Origin of the sequence: Streptomyces sp. NBC_00224 (genome assembly GCF_041435195.1) — a bacterium.
Taxonomy (GTDB): domain Bacteria; phylum Actinomycetota; class Actinomycetes; order Streptomycetales; family Streptomycetaceae; genus Streptomyces.
In genome coordinates this window covers 8,497,926-8,513,946 of the sequence record NZ_CP108106.1, presented here as the reverse complement: position 1 = coordinate 8,513,946, position 16,021 = coordinate 8,497,926, and the positions used below count along the sequence as shown (strand labels likewise).

Annotated in this window: 12 protein-coding genes and 1 pseudogene; 3 read left to right on the top strand and 10 right to left on the bottom strand. The window is 69.3% G+C overall.

From position 1 onward, the window contains the following. Positions 1 to 926: 926 nt before the first annotated feature. The 5 genes from OG965_RS38035 to OG965_RS38015 form a co-directional block, all read right to left on the bottom strand. Positions 927 to 2,087 carry a hypothetical protein gene (locus tag OG965_RS38035; protein ID WP_371656644.1) on the bottom strand — a complete coding sequence of 387 codons (1,161 nt, stop codon included), beginning with the start codon at positions 2,085 to 2,087 and terminating at the stop codon, positions 927 to 929. A 349-nt stretch (positions 2,088 to 2,436) separates the two neighbouring features. Further along, positions 2,437 to 4,587: a trehalose-6-phosphate synthase gene (locus tag OG965_RS38030; RefSeq protein ID WP_371656643.1), complete on the bottom strand. Its 2,151-nt coding sequence runs from the start codon at positions 4,585 to 4,587 to the stop codon at positions 2,437 to 2,439. A gap of 29 nt (positions 4,588 to 4,616) precedes the next feature. Then, complete coding sequence (locus OG965_RS38025) at positions 4,617 to 5,546, bottom strand: carbohydrate kinase family protein (RefSeq protein WP_371656642.1); 930 nt, start codon at positions 5,544 to 5,546, stop codon at positions 4,617 to 4,619. Next, complete coding sequence (locus tag OG965_RS38020; protein WP_371656641.1) at positions 5,543 to 5,758, bottom strand: hypothetical protein; 216 nt, start codon at positions 5,756 to 5,758, stop codon at positions 5,543 to 5,545. Before OG965_RS38020 ends, OG965_RS38025 begins: the two co-directional genes overlap by 4 nt. 282 nt (positions 5,759 to 6,040) lie before the next feature. Next, complete coding sequence (locus OG965_RS38015) at positions 6,041 to 7,030, bottom strand: GlxA family transcriptional regulator (RefSeq protein WP_371656640.1); 990 nt, start codon at positions 7,028 to 7,030, stop codon at positions 6,041 to 6,043. Positions 7,031 to 7,102: 72 nt separating this feature from the next. On the opposite strand from OG965_RS38015, the gene OG965_RS38010 reads away from it, so the two are divergent. Next, positions 7,103 to 8,416 (top strand): MFS transporter, encoded by a 1,314-nt coding sequence (locus tag OG965_RS38010; RefSeq protein ID WP_371656639.1) that lies wholly within the window; start codon positions 7,103 to 7,105, stop codon positions 8,414 to 8,416. A gap of 18 nt (positions 8,417 to 8,434) precedes the next feature. On the opposite strand, the gene OG965_RS38005 is transcribed toward OG965_RS38010, so the two are convergent. The 4 genes from OG965_RS38005 to OG965_RS37990 form a co-directional block, all read right to left on the bottom strand. After that, a complete protein-coding gene (locus OG965_RS38005; protein WP_371657168.1) occupies positions 8,435 to 8,980 on the bottom strand; it encodes a GNAT family N-acetyltransferase in 546 nt (181 codons plus the stop codon). Between the two features lie 95 nt (positions 8,981 to 9,075). Further along, positions 9,076 to 9,459 (bottom strand): tautomerase family protein, encoded by a 384-nt coding sequence (locus OG965_RS38000; RefSeq protein WP_371656638.1) that lies wholly within the window; start codon positions 9,457 to 9,459, stop codon positions 9,076 to 9,078. A gap of 232 nt (positions 9,460 to 9,691) precedes the next feature. Continuing rightward, a complete protein-coding gene (locus OG965_RS37995) occupies positions 9,692 to 12,217 on the bottom strand; it encodes a collagenase (RefSeq protein ID WP_371656637.1) in 2,526 nt (841 codons plus the stop codon). A gap of 491 nt (positions 12,218 to 12,708) precedes the next feature. Beyond that, positions 12,709 to 13,452 carry a hypothetical protein gene (locus OG965_RS37990; protein WP_371656636.1) on the bottom strand — a complete coding sequence of 248 codons (744 nt, stop codon included), beginning with the start codon at positions 13,450 to 13,452 and terminating at the stop codon, positions 12,709 to 12,711. 76 nt (positions 13,453 to 13,528) lie between these two features. Here OG965_RS37990 and OG965_RS37985 point away from each other — a divergent pair, with 76 nt between their 5' ends. Together OG965_RS37985 and OG965_RS37980 are read left to right on the top strand one after the other, a co-directional pair. Further along, positions 13,529 to 14,419, top strand: coding sequence for a LysR family transcriptional regulator (locus tag OG965_RS37985; protein WP_371656635.1), 891 nt, complete (start codon positions 13,529 to 13,531; stop codon positions 14,417 to 14,419). Positions 14,420 to 14,563: 144 nt separating this feature from the next. Continuing rightward, on the top strand, positions 14,564 to 15,661 hold the full coding sequence (locus OG965_RS37980) for a methyltransferase domain-containing protein (protein ID WP_371657167.1): 1,098 nt from the start codon (positions 14,564 to 14,566) through the stop codon (positions 15,659 to 15,661). Between the two features lie 27 nt (positions 15,662 to 15,688). On the opposite strand, the pseudogene OG965_RS37975 reads toward OG965_RS37980, so the two are convergent. Beyond that, positions 15,689 to 15,835 (bottom strand): annotated as a pseudogene (locus OG965_RS37975) (CGNR zinc finger domain-containing protein); the annotation flags it as partial. Positions 15,836 to 16,021 lie beyond the last annotated feature (186 nt).

The window sequence follows — 16,021 nt, the reverse complement described above, 5'->3', positions numbered from 1 at the left end:
GGAGGCCGTCTGAGGGCCGCAGGGCCGCGTCGAACGCCTCGGGCCGGCGTGGCTGGAGACCCGGGTCAACCAGCAACCGCTCCATGCGCACGGACGGCACTCGCGTGACCCCTCGCTCGGCGGCGCCGACACAAGAGTGACTCAGCGTTTGCGAACACCGTGACGCCATCCGTTTCGCGCCAACTGCGGGCGGTCAAGGGTGTGGTGTGTCTCGAATACCGGTTTCTCCTCAGGGTAGGGCCCGGCATGCTTGCCCCTACAAGTTGATCACCCTGTCACTCGTTGTGGAAGAGCCGCTTCATGCCCCAGGCTGCCCCCGCTCCCCACCCAGTCCGAGCGTGCCGAACCTCTGCACGCCAGGCTCTCCGGTGACCACACTTTCGCCGCGCGCAACGCCCAGTCCGCGGCGCCCGGGGCATGGCCCGCACCGCCTGCAGGCCGGCTCTGCACCCGGCCGCGAACCCGCTCTACGGCACGATGCTGCGGGCCACTGCCCAGCAACATGGTCCACAGCCGCGGTGACCGACCGCCCGCTGTCGGAGGGCTCTCCTTCGACGACCTGGCCGCCGTCCTGTCGGCCCTGCCTCCGGAGGCCACCGCGCAGCCGAACTCCCGTACCGTACGGGTGGCCGCCCTGGAGCCCGGGTCAGCCGCACCACACCACCGACATCACTCCCGACATGCCTCAGGGACGCTTGCCTACTGGGACACCAAACGAAACCGAAGCAACCTCACGGCGAGCACATCCAGCCGACCCCACGGAACGCGGAGCGTTCCGCCGGCTGTGGGAGCGCGGAGCGTTCCCACAGCAGCCGCCGCGTAGCGGCGGCGCGTCGCGTCTGCGGAGCAGACCGCGCGCACACGACTCAGAAACTCCGCCATAAATCGGCAGGCGCGCTCAGCATCACCAGCCAGGCACAGGCGCCTCAGGACCTCGGTACCAGTTCCGACAGCTCGGATGGCCCGAGTGGCTCTGCCACCACCGCTCGGCGTAGCTGCTCCATACGTACCGGCATCGGCTCCCACCCATACTGCCCAGCCATCAGCCAGTTCAGCGCGGTCATCCCCCGCGCGAACGCCTGGGTCAAGCCCTGCGGACGCAGAGTGATCCCAGCCGGTCCCGCCTTCGTCGGCACCAGCGTCACCCACAGCGCCGAGCGGCCACCCGTGAGCGGCAGCGACTCCACCAACTGCTCACGGACCTCAAGCCACCGGCGCACTGCCACCCGCGTACCTTCCTGCAGCCGATACCACTCAGCCTCCGGCAGCGGCTCCAACTCACCCAACGCCGCCACGATCCGCTGATAGGTCCACTCGGACACCTGATGGCGATTGCCCCACAACACCGCCCTCACCGAGGACGGATCAACCTCCGCCAGCGCGGCGACTTCCTCCGCGCGGTTGGGCGGGGCCTTCTGCTGTCTACGACGCACCCTCAGAGCCCGTTCACCAGACGTCAAGTCGGCCAGCCGCACAGCCGCGAGCTCGCCAGAGCGCGGCGCAGTATCCAGTACCACGGAGATCATGGCCAGCAAACGTGTCCGGTCCTCGTAAGACAGAGCCACCCCGTCCCGCTCCAACGGGCTCGCCCCGGCCAAATCCACCAACCGCCGATACAGCATCCCCAACGACTCGGCGCGCACGGTCTCCTTCAACACGGGCTGCGGCACCGAAGGGAGCCCAAGAAGCCTGCCCTTCGGCGACACGAGAGAACCCAGGATCCCGAGACAGTCCCGCACGATCCGCAACGTCGCCAACGGCAACTCCGCCTTCCGGCCCCGCTCCGGCCGCAGCGCCCGCAACTGCCCCGACTGCGCGAGCTCCCAGAACTCACGCAGCACAGGCGGGGTGAACAACTGCGACGCCGAACGCCGCGCCCGATCCGGCATCTCCGTACGACCCACCGCCCGATCCCACATCCCGACAACCATCCACAACTGACGTGCCCGCGCCGGCGACACCCTCACAGGAATCCCGCCCACTCCGACAACCGGCTCCCGGCCCTCCCAACTGTCCGGATCCCGCGGTGCCACACGCTCTGCAGCAGCAGCCAACTGCCGTACCGACAGTGCCTCGTACCTACGCACGCCCTCTCCTCAATCCACCTGCCGAGTCAGCCAACAAGCCATCCCACCAGCGTCTCTCCCAGGTCGAGACACCGAACCGTCACCACGGTGATTACACCCTCCCCCGGCGCTGAAGCACAGTAACTCCCTTCAGCACTCGCTTCAGGCACACGCCCCACTTCATCTCTTGGGGTTGCTGATGAGTTTAAATAACGACCTGCAGTTGACCGCGAGCTTGGAGCGACGACAGTGAAGGAGCAGGATCATGTTATTTACAGTGCTCTTCTGTAGGCAGTAGCCCCTGGCCACACCTGCAGACCACCACAGCGCAACGGTGCGATCCACGGCGTCGCAGAACAGTCGGCGCCGCTCACTGCTGGACGGTCGTCCGGGTGGGCGGGCCTGACGGCTGTCCGGCCTGGTCGGCGATGGCCGCGATGACAGCGCGGGCCCAGTCGGAGGGTGTGGCCGCGTCGAGCAGGTGGATCAGGTGGGCGGTGTTTGCCATGCGACGAGATGGAGGCATGGTCAGCGCGGTGTGCAGGGTGTCTACGAGGTCTTGCGGGTGGTGGGGGTCGGTGAGCAGTGCCGCGTTCCCGAACTGCTGGGCGACACCGGTGTGTCGGGACAGGACCAGGATGCCTGCGCGGCCGGAGGCGGCCTGGGCGGTGAGGTATTCCTGGACGGTGAGGTTCATCCCGTCGGCCAGGGAGGTCACCCAGAAGACGTCGGCTGCCAGGTAGTGGTCCATGACCTCCGTGAAGGGGAGCGATCGGGGGATGTATTCCACTGGCTGCCATTCACCGGCGCTCCAGCGGGCGTTGAGTGTGGTGATGGCCTCTTCGAGTTCGATGCGGGTTGTCTCGTAGGCGCGGATCCCGGGCTCGGGTGGCGGACACACGAGCCGGAAACGGAGCCGTCCACGCAGCTCTGGTTGCCGGTCGAGCAGGGCCGCGAGGGCGCGGATCTTGTGGACGGGGGCTTTGGCGTAGTCCAGGCGTTCCACGGACAACACCAGCAGGCCGTCTTCGGTTGCGGCGTGGGGGGCGCGGGAGCGTGCGAGGGCTGCGACGGCTGCCTGGTCGATGCCCAGGGGGTGGACGCCGGTGCGTGGGACGGTGGTCCTGTCGTGCAGGAGCTGCTGGAAGTGGTCGGCGAAGGCGGCCGTGTGGAAGCCTGCCCAGTCCAGTTGGGTGAGGGAGGCGTGCAGCTGATCGGCGACGGGCAGCGCCCGGAAGACCTCCGGCGGGGGGAAGGGGGTGTGGTGGAACAGGCCGACGGTCAGGTCCGGCCGGCTGCGCTTGAGGAGGCCAGGGACGAGCCAGAGGTTGTAGTCGTGCAGCCACACCGTTCCGCCATGGGCGGTATGCGCGCTGATGTGGTGTGCGAAGGTGGCGTTGACCTGCTCGTAGTCGGCCCAGTGGGCCGGGTTGTGGTGGATGAGGTGCGGCTGGGACATCAGCGCCGGCCACAGCGTCTCCTTGCAGGCCCGGTGGAAGTAGCCGGTCCAGCGTGACGGCGACACGGGCAGCAGGGCCATGGGCAGGCGATCGGGGAACGAGGCGGGCCAGGTGTCGTGTCCTTCGGCGGTGACCGCGGCGACCCACACGGCATGCGGTTCGCGGTCCTTGTTCTGGCAGCCGAGGATGGATGTCAGGGTGGGCAGGATGCCGTTGGGGCTGGAGGGCTGTTCCCATCGTCCTTCGCTCCAGCGAGCAGGCGCACGATGGTAGCCGATGACTACCGGTGCGGGAGGCTTGACCCAGTTGAGGCGTTGCAGCGCCGAGAGGATGGCGGCGCCACCGTCGAGGTGGGAGCGGTGGATCAGGGGGTCGTCGGGGGCTCGCTCGGTGAGGGCCGCTTCGGCGTTGCCCACGATGACCCCGTGAGAGCGCAGGTGGAACAGCGAAAGGTCATTGAGCGAGTCACCGGCGACGAGCAGGCTGGACAAGGGCCACTGATGCGTGTGCACGAGCTGCCGGACGGCCGGACCCTTACCCGCGTACGGAGGCAGAACGTCGAAATAGCGATCTTCGCTGTAGGACCAGGAGCATCCCATGTTCTCCACTGCCGAAGTGAGGGCGCCAGTCAGCCCTTCGGGAGCCAGATAGAACGAGCAGCGCCCTTCCTGGGCAACCTTCTGGTACGCGAGTTGAGGGAAGCCGCGCAGTGTCTCCCGGACGTGTTCGTGCCCGGGCCATCCCATCCGCAGTGGTCGTTCCAGCGCGTCGATGTGCCTCATGTCGGTCGCGTCGATGACGCTGGCACCGACGTCCGCGACAATCCACCGTGGTGCTGGGAGCAGCGGATCCTGCCGCAGCAGCGTCCGTACGGAACTCAGGCTGCGACCGGTGGCGAAGACGACGGTGATGTCCGGGTGGCGCTCCAGTGCCCGGCGCAGCCGCAAGCGGCTCTCCTGGTCGCCGCCAAGCAGCGTGCCGTCAAGGTCGGCGACCAGCACTCTTTCGCCCGCGGGTACATGCCAGTCACGGGCATGGGCCCGGCTCGCGCGATCGTTCACGACAGCCCCCTGTCTTTCTCGTTCCACGTTCAGTGCGGCAGCCGGGTGAGCCATGTAGCGAGCTCGGGGGCGTTGAGCGCGTTGCTGGAGCCCGGTCCGGTGACGGCTGCTGCTCCGCAGGCCACGCCCGCTGCCAGGCAGTCGTGAAGCGGGCGGCCGTCCATCCACCGGTGCACGAAGCCCACGTTGAAGCAGTCTCCGGCCCCGGTCGTGTCCACTACCGGCACCCTGGGAGAGGCTTGACGTGCTCGACGGCCGTTCGCGGCGGCGATCGCTCCCGCTGGTCCCCGCTTGATCACCACCGTGGGTACCAGGTCGGAAAGCAGTGCAAGCGCCTCTTCGACCGTGTCGGCCCGGGACACCCGCAGCGCTTCTGACTCGTTGGGCGCGAATACGTCCACCTGCCCCAGCGCCTTGCGTACTTCGTCCATGCCGATGTGCCCGGGATAGTCCTGGCAGTCCATGAACACTCGGGCCCCGTGCCGCGCGGCCGCCTCCAAGGCGCCGGTGATGTCCGGGCCGAACTGGAGAAAGGGGAGCATCACCACCGTCGGCCGGAATACATCGATCAACTCTGCGAGGGGACGCGCCGTGACGGGGTCCTCGTAGGCGATCATTGCCCGATCCTGGCGATCGGACAGAGCCACCGTCACGTTGCGCACAGGGTGTTGGTGACGCCGGAAACCCGTCTCGTCCATGCCTTCCCGGCGCGCTGTCGCCAGGACCTCACGGCTGAAGACGTCGGTGCCGAAATCGGCCGCCCACACCGCTCGGCGCCCCAACCGGTGCAACCCCATCGCCAAGGTGAACGCCCCGCCGGGCACCATGTCCAGCCCACCGGCCCACACCTCGGTCCCCGCCCTCACCGGACCGCGCAGATCCGTGAGGACCAGGTCGACCGAGTAGGCCCCGGCGATGAGCACCGCGTCGTTCGCCCGCTGAGACGACACGGGTGTCACCGGCTCAGCCGGTGGGCGACGTATTCCACCAGTCGGCCGTCGTGCTCGCGCTCCAGCCGGTTCACCACCGTGCGGTCCAGCCCCAGACAGCGCACCAGCCGCTCACCGCTCGCCGCCTCCTGCCGGGCGGCTTCATAGCCACGCTTGTGCCACGCACGAATCAAGGCGGTTTCCTCCTGCGGCAACTGCGGCACGTACTGCGTATCAGACATGATCGGAATGTAAACGAACGATGACGCCCAGTTGCGATGCTGTTGAAAGAAGTGGCCGTATCTCGCCCTTGGATTGCCCAGAAGCGACCAACACCGACCCCACCTGGCGGAAAACAGCTGTGCGGCGGGGAACCGGGCACGTGCACGATCATCCGAAGCCGGCGGATCACGGGCCTCACGCCCGAGGTGATTGCCAAACTCGTCACTGAGATCGGCCCGTTGTGGCACGAGCGACGTCAGGCCGCACTCGCCTCACGGCCCCGTCGCCGAACCCGCGGGTACCTACCCCGCCCTCTCCGCACGAAAGGCCCGCCGGTACGCGGCAGGTGTGGTGCGCAGGGCGTCGTGGAAGCGCCGGCGCAGGTTGACGGCCGAGGAGAGGCCGACTTTGCGCGCGATGGTCTCCACCGGCAGGTCGGTCTCCTCCAGCAGCGCCCGGGTAGCGGCGATCCGCCGGTCCAGCAGCCAGCGTCCGGGGCTCACACCCAGTTGCTCGGTGAAGCGTCTGGTCAGCGTGCGGGGTGAGACCTGGGAGCGGTGCGCCATGTCGGCGACGCTGACGGGTTGGTCCAGCCGTCCCGACAGCCACTCCAGCAGCGGGGCCAGCGAGTCGGTGACCGGTCCGGAGGTCGGCAGTTCGGCATATTGCAGTTGGCAGCCCTCGCGGTGCGGGGGCATCACCATCTGCCGGGCGATCCGCATCGCGTACGCGGCGCCCTGGTCCGCGCTCACCAGGTGCAGGCTGAGGTCGACACCGGCCGCCGATCCGGCGCTCGTGGCGACGTCGCCGTGATCCACGTACAGCACCGCGGGGTCGACCCCGACTCGCGGAAACCGAGCGGCCAACTCGGCGGCGCGGGCCCAGTGGGTGGCGGCCCGACGGCCGTCCAGCAGTCCGGCGGCGGCGAGCACGAACGCACCCGAGCAGAGACTGACGACCCGCGCGCCGCGCTGGTGCGCCCGGCGGACCGCGGCGACCACAGCGGGCGACACCGCGGTGCCCGGCGGCTGCTGCCATCCGGCGACCAGCACGGTGTCCGCGCGCTCCAACGCGTCGAGACCCGTGGTGACCAGCATGTCGTAGCCGTCCTGGGTGGGCACCGGGCCCGGGTGCTCGGTGCAGACCTCGAAGGCGTAACGGGCCGGGATCGCCGGGCCGTGGTCGCCGAACACCGCGCTCGCGCAGGCCAGCGTGAAGGTCGACTGCGGGGGCTGGAGCAGGGCCACGACCCGGTGCAGCGCAGCGGACTTCGGCCGCGGGCGGAGCGTCATGGCGGGAAAGTACCTCATCGTGTCGTTCGGGACACTGGGGTTGAGCGATTGGTCCAGTCCAATATATGTCCGGTGACCACCACGCAGACGCAGGACCAGGCCGCCCGGCCCGAACCGACAACCGCCCGCCCCCTGTTGTGGGACCGGCGCTTCACGCTGTACTTCACCGCCCGCTCTGTCTCGCTGGTCGGCGACGCCATGATGCCGGTCGCCACCGCGCTCGCCGTCGGCGCGGTGTACGGGGTGTCGGGCGTCGGCTTCGTCCTCGGCACCTGGACCGGGACGTTCGTCCTCCTCGTCCTGTTCGGCGGGGTGTTCGCCGACCGGTTCGGCGCGCGCCGGATGATGGTCGGCGCGGATCTGGCCAGGGTGCTCACCCAGGGGGTACTGGCGGCGGCGTTCTTCGTCGGGACACCGCCGTTCTGGCTGCTGGTGTCCATGGCGGCACTGGCCGGTGCGGCCGTGGCGATGTTCCTGCCGGGGGTGAACGGCATGGTCCCGCTGGTCGCCCACGAGCCACAGCGGGCCAACGGCACACTCAAGGTGGCCGACGCACTCGCCCAACTGCTCGGACCGACCTTGGCCGGACTGCTGATCACACTGACGGGCGCCGGGACCGTGTACACCATCGACGCCGGGACCTTCCTGCTCAGCGCTCTGTGCCTGGCCCTCATCCCGCTCGCCCCCGCCGACGCCCCCACCAAGGCCCCGGCCGGCCCCGACTCCCCCGCCCGCACCGGCCGTTCGCTCCGTCGTGACCTGCACCAGGGATGGCAGGAGTTCCGCGCACGCACCTGGATGTGGGCGGTGATCCTGATCTGGGTGGGCTACGGCGTCCTGCTCTTCGGCCCCCTCGTACCGCTCAGCTCCACGCTGATCAGCACCCGGCACGGCTCCAACACCTACGGCCTGGCGGTTTCCTTCCTCGGCGTCGGAACGGTGCTCGGCGGCCTGCTGGCCCTGCGGCTGCGCCCTGCCCGGCCGTTGGCCGCCGGTGCGGCGGCGATGGTGCTGTACACCGGGCTGCCGCTCTGCGTAGCACTGGGCGCCGGCCTGCCCGTACTGCTGGCGGGCCACGTCCTGGGCGGCGGCGCCTGGGCGTTCTGGTCGGTGATGTGGGCGACCAGTGTGCAGACCCACACCCCGCCCGCGGTGCTCAACCGCGTCACGGCGTACGAGCAGGCCGGCTCGGTGTCCGGGATGGCGCTCGGCCAGATACTGGCGGGGCCGGCCACCTCACTGGTCGCCCCGGGGCGGCTGCTGCTGGTGTCGGCGGGCGCCTGCCTGGCGGGCTGTGTGGCACTGTTCGCGGTCCCGGCGATCCGCACCCTGGGCCGCGCCGCTCCTGCGGAGGCGGGCGAGCCAGGTATGCCGGACGGACCGTGAGCGGCCCAGGCCCCCGCGTCAGTCGGTGGGCGGGTCGTCGTGCAGCAGCCGCTGGAAGAGGCGGTGGTCGCGCCAAGCACCGTTGATGTGCAGGTACTTGGGCGCGGTGCCGTACTGCTCGAACCCCGCCTTGGCGAGCACGCGCTGCGAGGCGGTGTTGTCGACCAGGGTGCCGGCCTCCACACGGTGCAGACCGAGTTCTTCGCGGGCGATGCGGCAGACCTCCTCCACCGCGGCCGTCGCCAGTCCCCTGCCCGCCCACGCCTGGTCCACCCAGTAGCCGAGCCCGCCACTGCGGAACGGCCCGAGGGCGATACTGCCGAGGTTGACGGCCCCGACAGGCGTGCCGGTGGCCGTCTCGATCAGGACGTACGGTCGCAGTCGCCCGGCCTCACGCTCCGCGAGCAGTCCGCCGATCCTCTCGCGCTGGCCGTGCTCGGTGTAGAAGTCCTCGGGCCGGTACGGCTCGAAGGGCCGCATCGACACCCGGTTGCGGCGCAACGCCTCCGCCAGACCCACCGCGTCCCCAGGCGAGACCTCACGCATCACCACCCCGTCGATCATCACGCGCGCAGCATACCGACCGCCCGACGGCGACGCTCTGACCGAGGACAAGCACCGCTGGGTCCCGTTGGATCCGCGGCCCGGTCGGCCGGGCGTCAGGCGAGGTACTGGGCCTCGCCGTTGCCCAGAGACCAGTCGGCGTCGGCGTTCTCGGTCAGCACCACGAACACGTTGCGGGGTTCCGTTCCGGCGTATTCCTGGGCGAGTTCGGCGATGCGTCGGTACAGCGCCTGCTTCTGCGCGGCCGGACGGCCCTCCCGCAGGGTGATCGCCACGTAGACGATGCCGTCGTCCCGTTGCACGCCGAGATAGGTGCCGTGCCGCAGGACGCCGCTCTGGCCGTCGTGTGCCGTCAGGATCTGGAACCGGTCCTCGTCCGGGAAACCCATCACCTCCCCCAACGCCTCGTGCACCGCCCGCCCCAAGGCCGTCAGCCGCCCGCTGTCACGGCTCAGCACATCGATGCGTACGAGCGGCATACGTCCTCCAGATACGGGATCGACAAGATCGCGATCCCGATTGTACATACCAGTAGGTACAGACAGTTGGCGGCCCGGCTCTGAGGGGCAGGCGAGCACCGGCAACAGGGCGCGCCCGTCTCCCGCGAACCGAAGTCCGCCGGAGACGGGCGCCCAGGGCCGGGGGTCGGTGATCAGGAGTGGCAGTCGCGCAGGAACAGCGAGTTGCCGGGCCTGGCCGCGTTGAGACGCGTCAGTAGGCCGTGGTGACCGTGACGCCGCTGAACGCCGTCTGCGCGTACAGGCTGACGTACCGGTATCCGGCCGTGGTGTTGGTGACGGTGATGCTCTCGGCGTTTCCGGTGTTCGTCGAGCGCGCGGTGTACGCCGAAGGGCCCGCCCAGGTGGTGGGGTTGTAGTAGAGGTCCGCGTTGCCCGTGCCTCCGGCGGTGGTGATCCGCAGCGTGACGGTGCCGGCCGGCATGTACAGGTACAGGTAGTCCAGGTCCCCCGCCTTGGCCGAGCGGCCGGAGCGGGAGCAGTTGCGGTCCAGGACGCGGCTGTCGGCGTTCGTGCAGGTCGGCTGATTGCCGTTGAGGGTCACGGACTTGGTGCCGGTGGAGGTCAGGCCCTTGGCGTCGGTCACGGTCAGGGAGATCGTGTACGTGCCGGGGGCGGTGTAGGTCTTGGACGGGTTGGTCGTCGTTGACGTGGTGCCGTCGCCGAAGTTCCACGAGCGCGCGGTGATGGTGCTGCCGGTGTCGGTGGACCTGTCCGTGAGGTTCACCGTCAGGCCGGAGACGGTCGCGTCGAAGGCGGCGGTGGGCCCGTTGCCCGTGCTGCCGCAGGCTCCGGCGGCGCAGGCGTCGAGCCAGGTGGTGAAGTCGGCGTCGTAGCGGGTGCCGATGCCGGTGTGGTAGACCGCGTATCCCCCGGCGTAGTCACCGGCACGGAACTTGGCCAGCATGTTCTGCACGTCGGCGGGGTGTTTCTCGATCATGTAGCGGGTGGCCAGGTAGCCCCACGGGTAGGTGCGGGTCAGGTCCGAGTTGGCGTAGGTGCTCTCCCAGAGGGTGCTCAGTGCGTAGGTGTGCTGGGCCGCGTCGGCGACGGCCTCGGTGTCGGGCAGGCCGCGGTAGCTGTACGAGACGTACTCGGCGAAGCCCTCGATCCACCAGATGTCCGGTACGGCCTCTCCGGCCTCGAAGTCGCCGGCCATGTCGTAGCGTCCGTCGAGGTAGTGGGTGTACTCGTGGTTGAGGTTCCAGATGTCGCCGGGGAAGCCGTCGCCCACGCTCTTGACGTACGAGAGGAAGCGGGCCTGGTTGGCCGGGTCGGCGGGGTCGCCCTCCAGGTACTCCCCTCCGTTGTCGGTGCTGTTGCCGAAGATCCAGCCGGAGTAGGTGCGGTAGTCCTTGGGGCTGGCGAACGTCACAATCTCGATGTTCGTGTTGTGGTCGTCGGCGACGGGCCCGCTGTCCTTGACGATGCCGTGGAAGTACGCGTCCTGGCCCTGGAGGCTGGTGCAGGCCGCGGTGAGGGCCGCACTGGTCAGCGACTGGGCGCGGAAGGTGTGGGCGGCGTCGCAGCGGTAGGTGATCGGCAGCGCGGCGGCCGTGAGCCGGCCGACGAAGTCGCAGGTCCCGTAGTACGAGCACTGGGCCTTGTCGTAGGTGTCGGTCATGGCGGCGACCCCGACCCACAGGGGTGCTGTCGCGCCGGTGATGGCCGAGTCGCCGAGCAGCCCCTTGGCCAGCGGCCTGACCTTGGCCTGCAGGGCGGGGGTGTCGAGGAAGCGCGCGGTCTCGGTGCCGGCGTTGGAGGCGAGGTAGAACCAGGTGTCGTTCAGCTTGTCGCGGTGGTTGTGCGCGAAGGCGCCCAGCGTGTCGATGAGGCTGGGGTCGGCGGTCACGGCCTTGAGGAAGGCAGGGTTCCAGTGGCCGCGGAAGATCGGGGTGAACACGTCGTTGACGGCGGCGTCCATGCTCCAGTACGCGTCGTAGGTGCTGTTGTAGCCGTTGAGCACCTTCTGGTACGTCTTCAGATAGCGGGCCTGCTCGTCGGCGCTGTCCGTCAGGGTGATGACCTCGCCCATGACGTCGCCGTTGGCGGAGCTGACGTCCATGAAGTGCGGCGACGCGAAGAAGGTGTCCAGCGCGGCCTCGGTCGCCGAGGAGAGGGTCGCGCCGTACGGTCCGACGTCGGAGGCGTGGTTGAACTGCACGTAGTATCCGGCGCGCAGGAACAGCACGAGCTGCCACACATGGGTGGAGTTGTCCCCGGGGTAGGTCCGTGCCGTGTTCTGGAACGCGTTGGCGATGGTGACCATCTGCGCTTCGCGGAACGCGTTGCGGGCGTCGGTGCCGGTGAGGGCGAACAGCGTGTTGACGCAGTCCGTGGTCGATGCCTGGACGAAGGCCACGAGGGCAGATCCGCTGCGGCTGCCGAAGTCGTCCGGGGTGCAGGAGGCCGCGGTCAGGCCGTCCGTACGGCTCGGCTTCGTCGGGGCGGTGCGGGACGGGACCGGGTTCTGCGGAGGCCGGTGGGTGGCGTCGATCGGGGTGCGGCGTTCGTCCGCGCGGTCGGACACCGTCGCCGCCGATCCGGTCGGCGGCGGGGCGGTGTGTGCCGTTGCCGCGGGCCGTGGGGCCGACTCGCGGTGCTCGACCGCGGCGGCGTGGCCGGCCGGGGTGAGCACGGCTATCGACAGACACAGGGCGAGCGCGAGTATGAGCAGGCCGCCGAGACGTCGTCTTGGTCGTAATGAGGGGGTCTTCACGTGCCGCCTCCCAGCGGAGTGAAAGCCGCGCTGCCGCGCGCGGCGGTGGGGGGGTACCGCGGGCTGCCGGGACCTCCGGGCCGCCCCGGTGCGTACGGGCGTGTCCGTGCAGGCTTCGATGACCCACGGGCCGTGCTGATCCGTTGGCTTGAACGCGACTTGCGGTGGTCGCAGCCAGAAAAATTGCACATGTCACATGGCTTGGGAAGAGAGCGCGGGTAAACCGGCAGCAATTCCCGGCAGTTGGGAGTCCTCAGTGCACCCTTGGGGCTGCCGTGACGAGCGGGGTCGCGGAGGGCGCGGCAACGTTCCCCAGCTGGCCGTTCGACTCCAGGAAGCACGGCAGCTACGGGGTAAGTCGGCCTGCCCTCACGCTCGCCGGGTCCGATCGGCGACTCCCAACTCGGCATCCGCCGGCGACTGGGCCGCCGGCGTCGCCCCCCGCAAGGCCACCGGCACCGTGTCCATGCGCGAGGCTCAGTCGGATCGGCTCACGTGAGCATCCGTGCGGAGCCCTTGGCGGCATGCTCGACCGCGGCGGAAGCCAGCGCCCGGATGATCGAGTGGGGCCGGGTGCCGTCTCCCGCGAGTTCGGGCTGGAACAAGGTGGCGAGGAAGAACGGGTGGTCCGGCAACTCGGCGACCCGGACCTCGCCCGCCTCGTCGACGCCGCTGAAGCGCAGTCCGTGCGCACGCAGCACATCCAGGTAGTCCGGGCTGGTGCCATACGAACAGTGGTAGCGCTCGACGGTCCGCTCAGCTCCCAGGACACGCTCCGCCAACGATCCCCTCTCCACGTTGACCACGCCTTCGTGGCCGACCAGGGAGCATGCCAGCGGGACGATCAGCAGGTCGTCCGCCTCCGGCCGGTTCTCCGCGTGATTGACACCCGAGAGCCCGCACACGTCGCGTGCGAACTCCAGTACCGCGTGCTGGAAGCCACCACAGGTGCCCAGAAACGGGATCCCCCGCTCACGCGCGGTGCGAGCCGCCGCGATCGCCCCGGCTTCGCTGCGATACGGGCTGCCGGGCACCAACCAGATGGCATCGAAGCCGTCGAGGGCGTCAGCGGATTCCGCGTCCTGGGTCGGGATCCAGTACGCGTCCAGGACCAGTTGGTCGCGCCGGGCCAGTGCGTCGAGGAGAGCGGGGATGCGGGAGTGGGCCCGGACGCTGGGCGAGCGGTCGCCCACCAGCGCGACACGGGCTGTCGAGATGTTCAAAGGCTCAGACATGCGAACATCCTGACCCGGCAACCGAGTACAGCGCCAACGATGATTCATGACCCTTCCATTAGCGATACTGATGGACATGGATCCGCACCTCCTCCGCACGTTCGTGACCGTGACCCGCTGCGGTTCGTTCTCCGAGGCGGCCCGCGAACTTGGCTACACGCAGTCAGCCGTCTCCCAGCACATCGCCGCACTCGAAAACGACCTCGGGGCGATCCTCCTGCTACGGCGCCCGGTCGCTGCGACTGACGTCGGCGTCCGGCTGCTGGAGCACGCCGAGCCGCTGCTGCTGCGGTTGGACGCCGCCCGCGCGGACATCGCACGCCTGACCGCGGCACCCGCCGCCCGCATCGTCATCGGGGCTTCCCCGCCGGCCCTGAGCTCACTGTTCACCCGGACGCTTGCCGACCTGCGCCAGACGCACCCCCGCTTGGAGGTGACGGTGCGTGTCCTTGGCCGCGAGGCCATCCCACGCGAAGTCGCGACCGCGACCTTGGACCTCGGTTTGATCGACGGCGTGGCCGCCCCCAACGACCCGCTCCACCTCCCCGACATCGGCCCGCTCACGGCGATGGCCATCGCCGAACAGCCTCTGGCCGTAGCACTCCCCGCTCAGCACCCGCTGAGCCGCCGAGCCGGTCTGCGCTTGGTCGATCTCGCCGACGCCCGATGGATCGACGCACCCGACACCGCCGTCTCGCTTTCGCAATTGCGCACCGTGAGCGGCTCCGACGGCTACCGCACGTCCTTGCGTTACGAAGGAGCCGACGTGCGCGGCCTCATCGCACTCATCACCGCAGGACACGGGCTCGCGCTACTGCCCCAGCAATCCATCGACGGCATACCCGGCATCAGCGCGGTCCCCCTCGCCGCACCACGGCTGGTACACCGCACCGAGGCCCTGCACAGCAGCACACTGGACGGTCCCCAAGCACTCCTCGCGGCAGCCCTCACGGCGACCACCGCATGACCGAGACCAAGCCCAAACCCCTCACCACGATGCCGGCTCGCTCTCACAACCAGGCATTCGGATTCTCTTGCTGCTGTGAGTGAGGCTCTTGACCCTCACGTGGCGTCAGGCTGCATAGTCGGTGCCGTGGAAGATCACTGGACCGTGGGACGCGTGGCCGAGCTGGCCGGCGTGAGCGTCCGCACGCTGCATCACTATGACGAGATCAAGCTCGTTCGGCCGTCGGCACGGACCGCGGCCGGGTACCGGGCCTATTCGGCGGGCGACGTGGAGCGGCTGCGGGAGGTGCTCGCCTATCGACGGTTGGGCTTCGGGCTGCGGGAGGTCGCGGAACTGGTCGGTGACCCGTCCACCGACGCGGTCGCGCACTTGCGCCGACTGCGCGGCCTGCTGTTGGAGCGGCGTGATCGCGCTGACGCCATGGTGGCGGCCATCGACAGGGAACTTGAGGCACGGGCGAAGGGACTGAAGGTGACACCGGAGGAGCAACTGGAGATGCTCGGTGCACGGCTGTACGACGCGATCGGCGGCGCCTACACCGCGACACGGCGTACCGAGCCGCGGATCGCCGCGCAGATCTGGGACGCGCTCGGGGACGCCCGGACGGTGCTGAACGTCGGGGCCGGCACCGGCTCCTACGAGCCTGCTGATCGCCACGTGACCGCGGTGGAGCCATCGGCGGTCATGCGGGAGCAGCGGCCTGTCGGCTCGGCGCCATGCGTGGCCGCCGCCGCGGAGAGCCTGCCGTTCGAGGACCACTCCTTCGACGTCGCGATGGCCGTCTCCACCGTTCACCACTGGGGGGACCCGATAGCGGGGCTGCGCGAGATGCGGCGCGTGGCCCGCCGCGTGGTGGTGCTCACGTTCGACACCGACGAGCCCGGATGGCAGGACCGGTTCTGGCTTACCCGCGACTACCTGCCCGAGTTCCCCGCCGTCCTCGCGGAGTTTCCCTCGCTTGCCGGGATGACCGACGCGATCGGCGCCCGCGCTGAGCCGGTGCCCGTCCCGTGGGACTGTGCTGACGGCCTGTTCGAGGCGTACTGGCGCCGACCGGGGGCGTATCTGGAGGATCGCGTGCGCCGTGCGATGTCGGTGTGGACGAGGGTCGGGCCGGAGGCCGAACAGCGGGCGGTACGAAGCCTCAGCGACGACCTCGACTCCGGCCGATGGGCCGAGCGCAACCGCGACCTCGCCGACCTCGACGCGGCAGATCTCGGCCTCCGCCTGCTCGTAGCGTGAACCGCGTCGCAGCGTCAATGTATCGGGTCAGTGGGCCGGTGCGGGGTCGGTCCTTTTGCGGGCGCGGTACGCGGCTGCCTTGATCTTGTTGCCGCAGGACTCCATGCCACACCACTGCCGACGCATGCCCCGTGAACGGTCGATGTAGGTGCGGGTGCACTCCGGGTTGCCGCAGACTTATCCGTACGCCATCACCGGCTTGAGCAGTGATACACATGACGGTCCACTCAAGGAGCGGCGCCGCGTCGATAACGGGGATTGATGCGAGCGGCGCCGTGGCATCCGGCCACGGAGCCTCCGCAAAAACCCGTTGGCGGACCACGGCGACCACTGCTACTTTTTCGGTGGCCGTGCGAGAGA

Coding starts and splice junctions, on each gene's coding strand:
- OG965_RS38020 (WP_371656641.1), bottom strand. CDS start 5,758: ATGTCTGATACGCAGTACGTGCCGCAGTTGCCGCAGGAGGAAACCGCC.
- OG965_RS38015 (WP_371656640.1), bottom strand. CDS start 7,030: ATGACGCTCCGCCCGCGGCCGAAGTCCGCTGCGCTGCACCGGGTCGTG.
- OG965_RS38005 (WP_371657168.1), bottom strand. CDS start 8,980: ATGATCGACGGGGTGGTGATGCGTGAGGTCTCGCCTGGGGACGCGGTG.
- OG965_RS38000 (WP_371656638.1), bottom strand. CDS start 9,459: ATGCCGCTCGTACGCATCGATGTGCTGAGCCGTGACAGCGGGCGGCTG.
- OG965_RS37990 (WP_371656636.1), bottom strand. CDS start 13,452: ATGTCTGAGCCTTTGAACATCTCGACAGCCCGTGTCGCGCTGGTGGGC.
- OG965_RS37985 (WP_371656635.1), top strand. CDS start 13,529: ATGGATCCGCACCTCCTCCGCACGTTCGTGACCGTGACCCGCTGCGGT.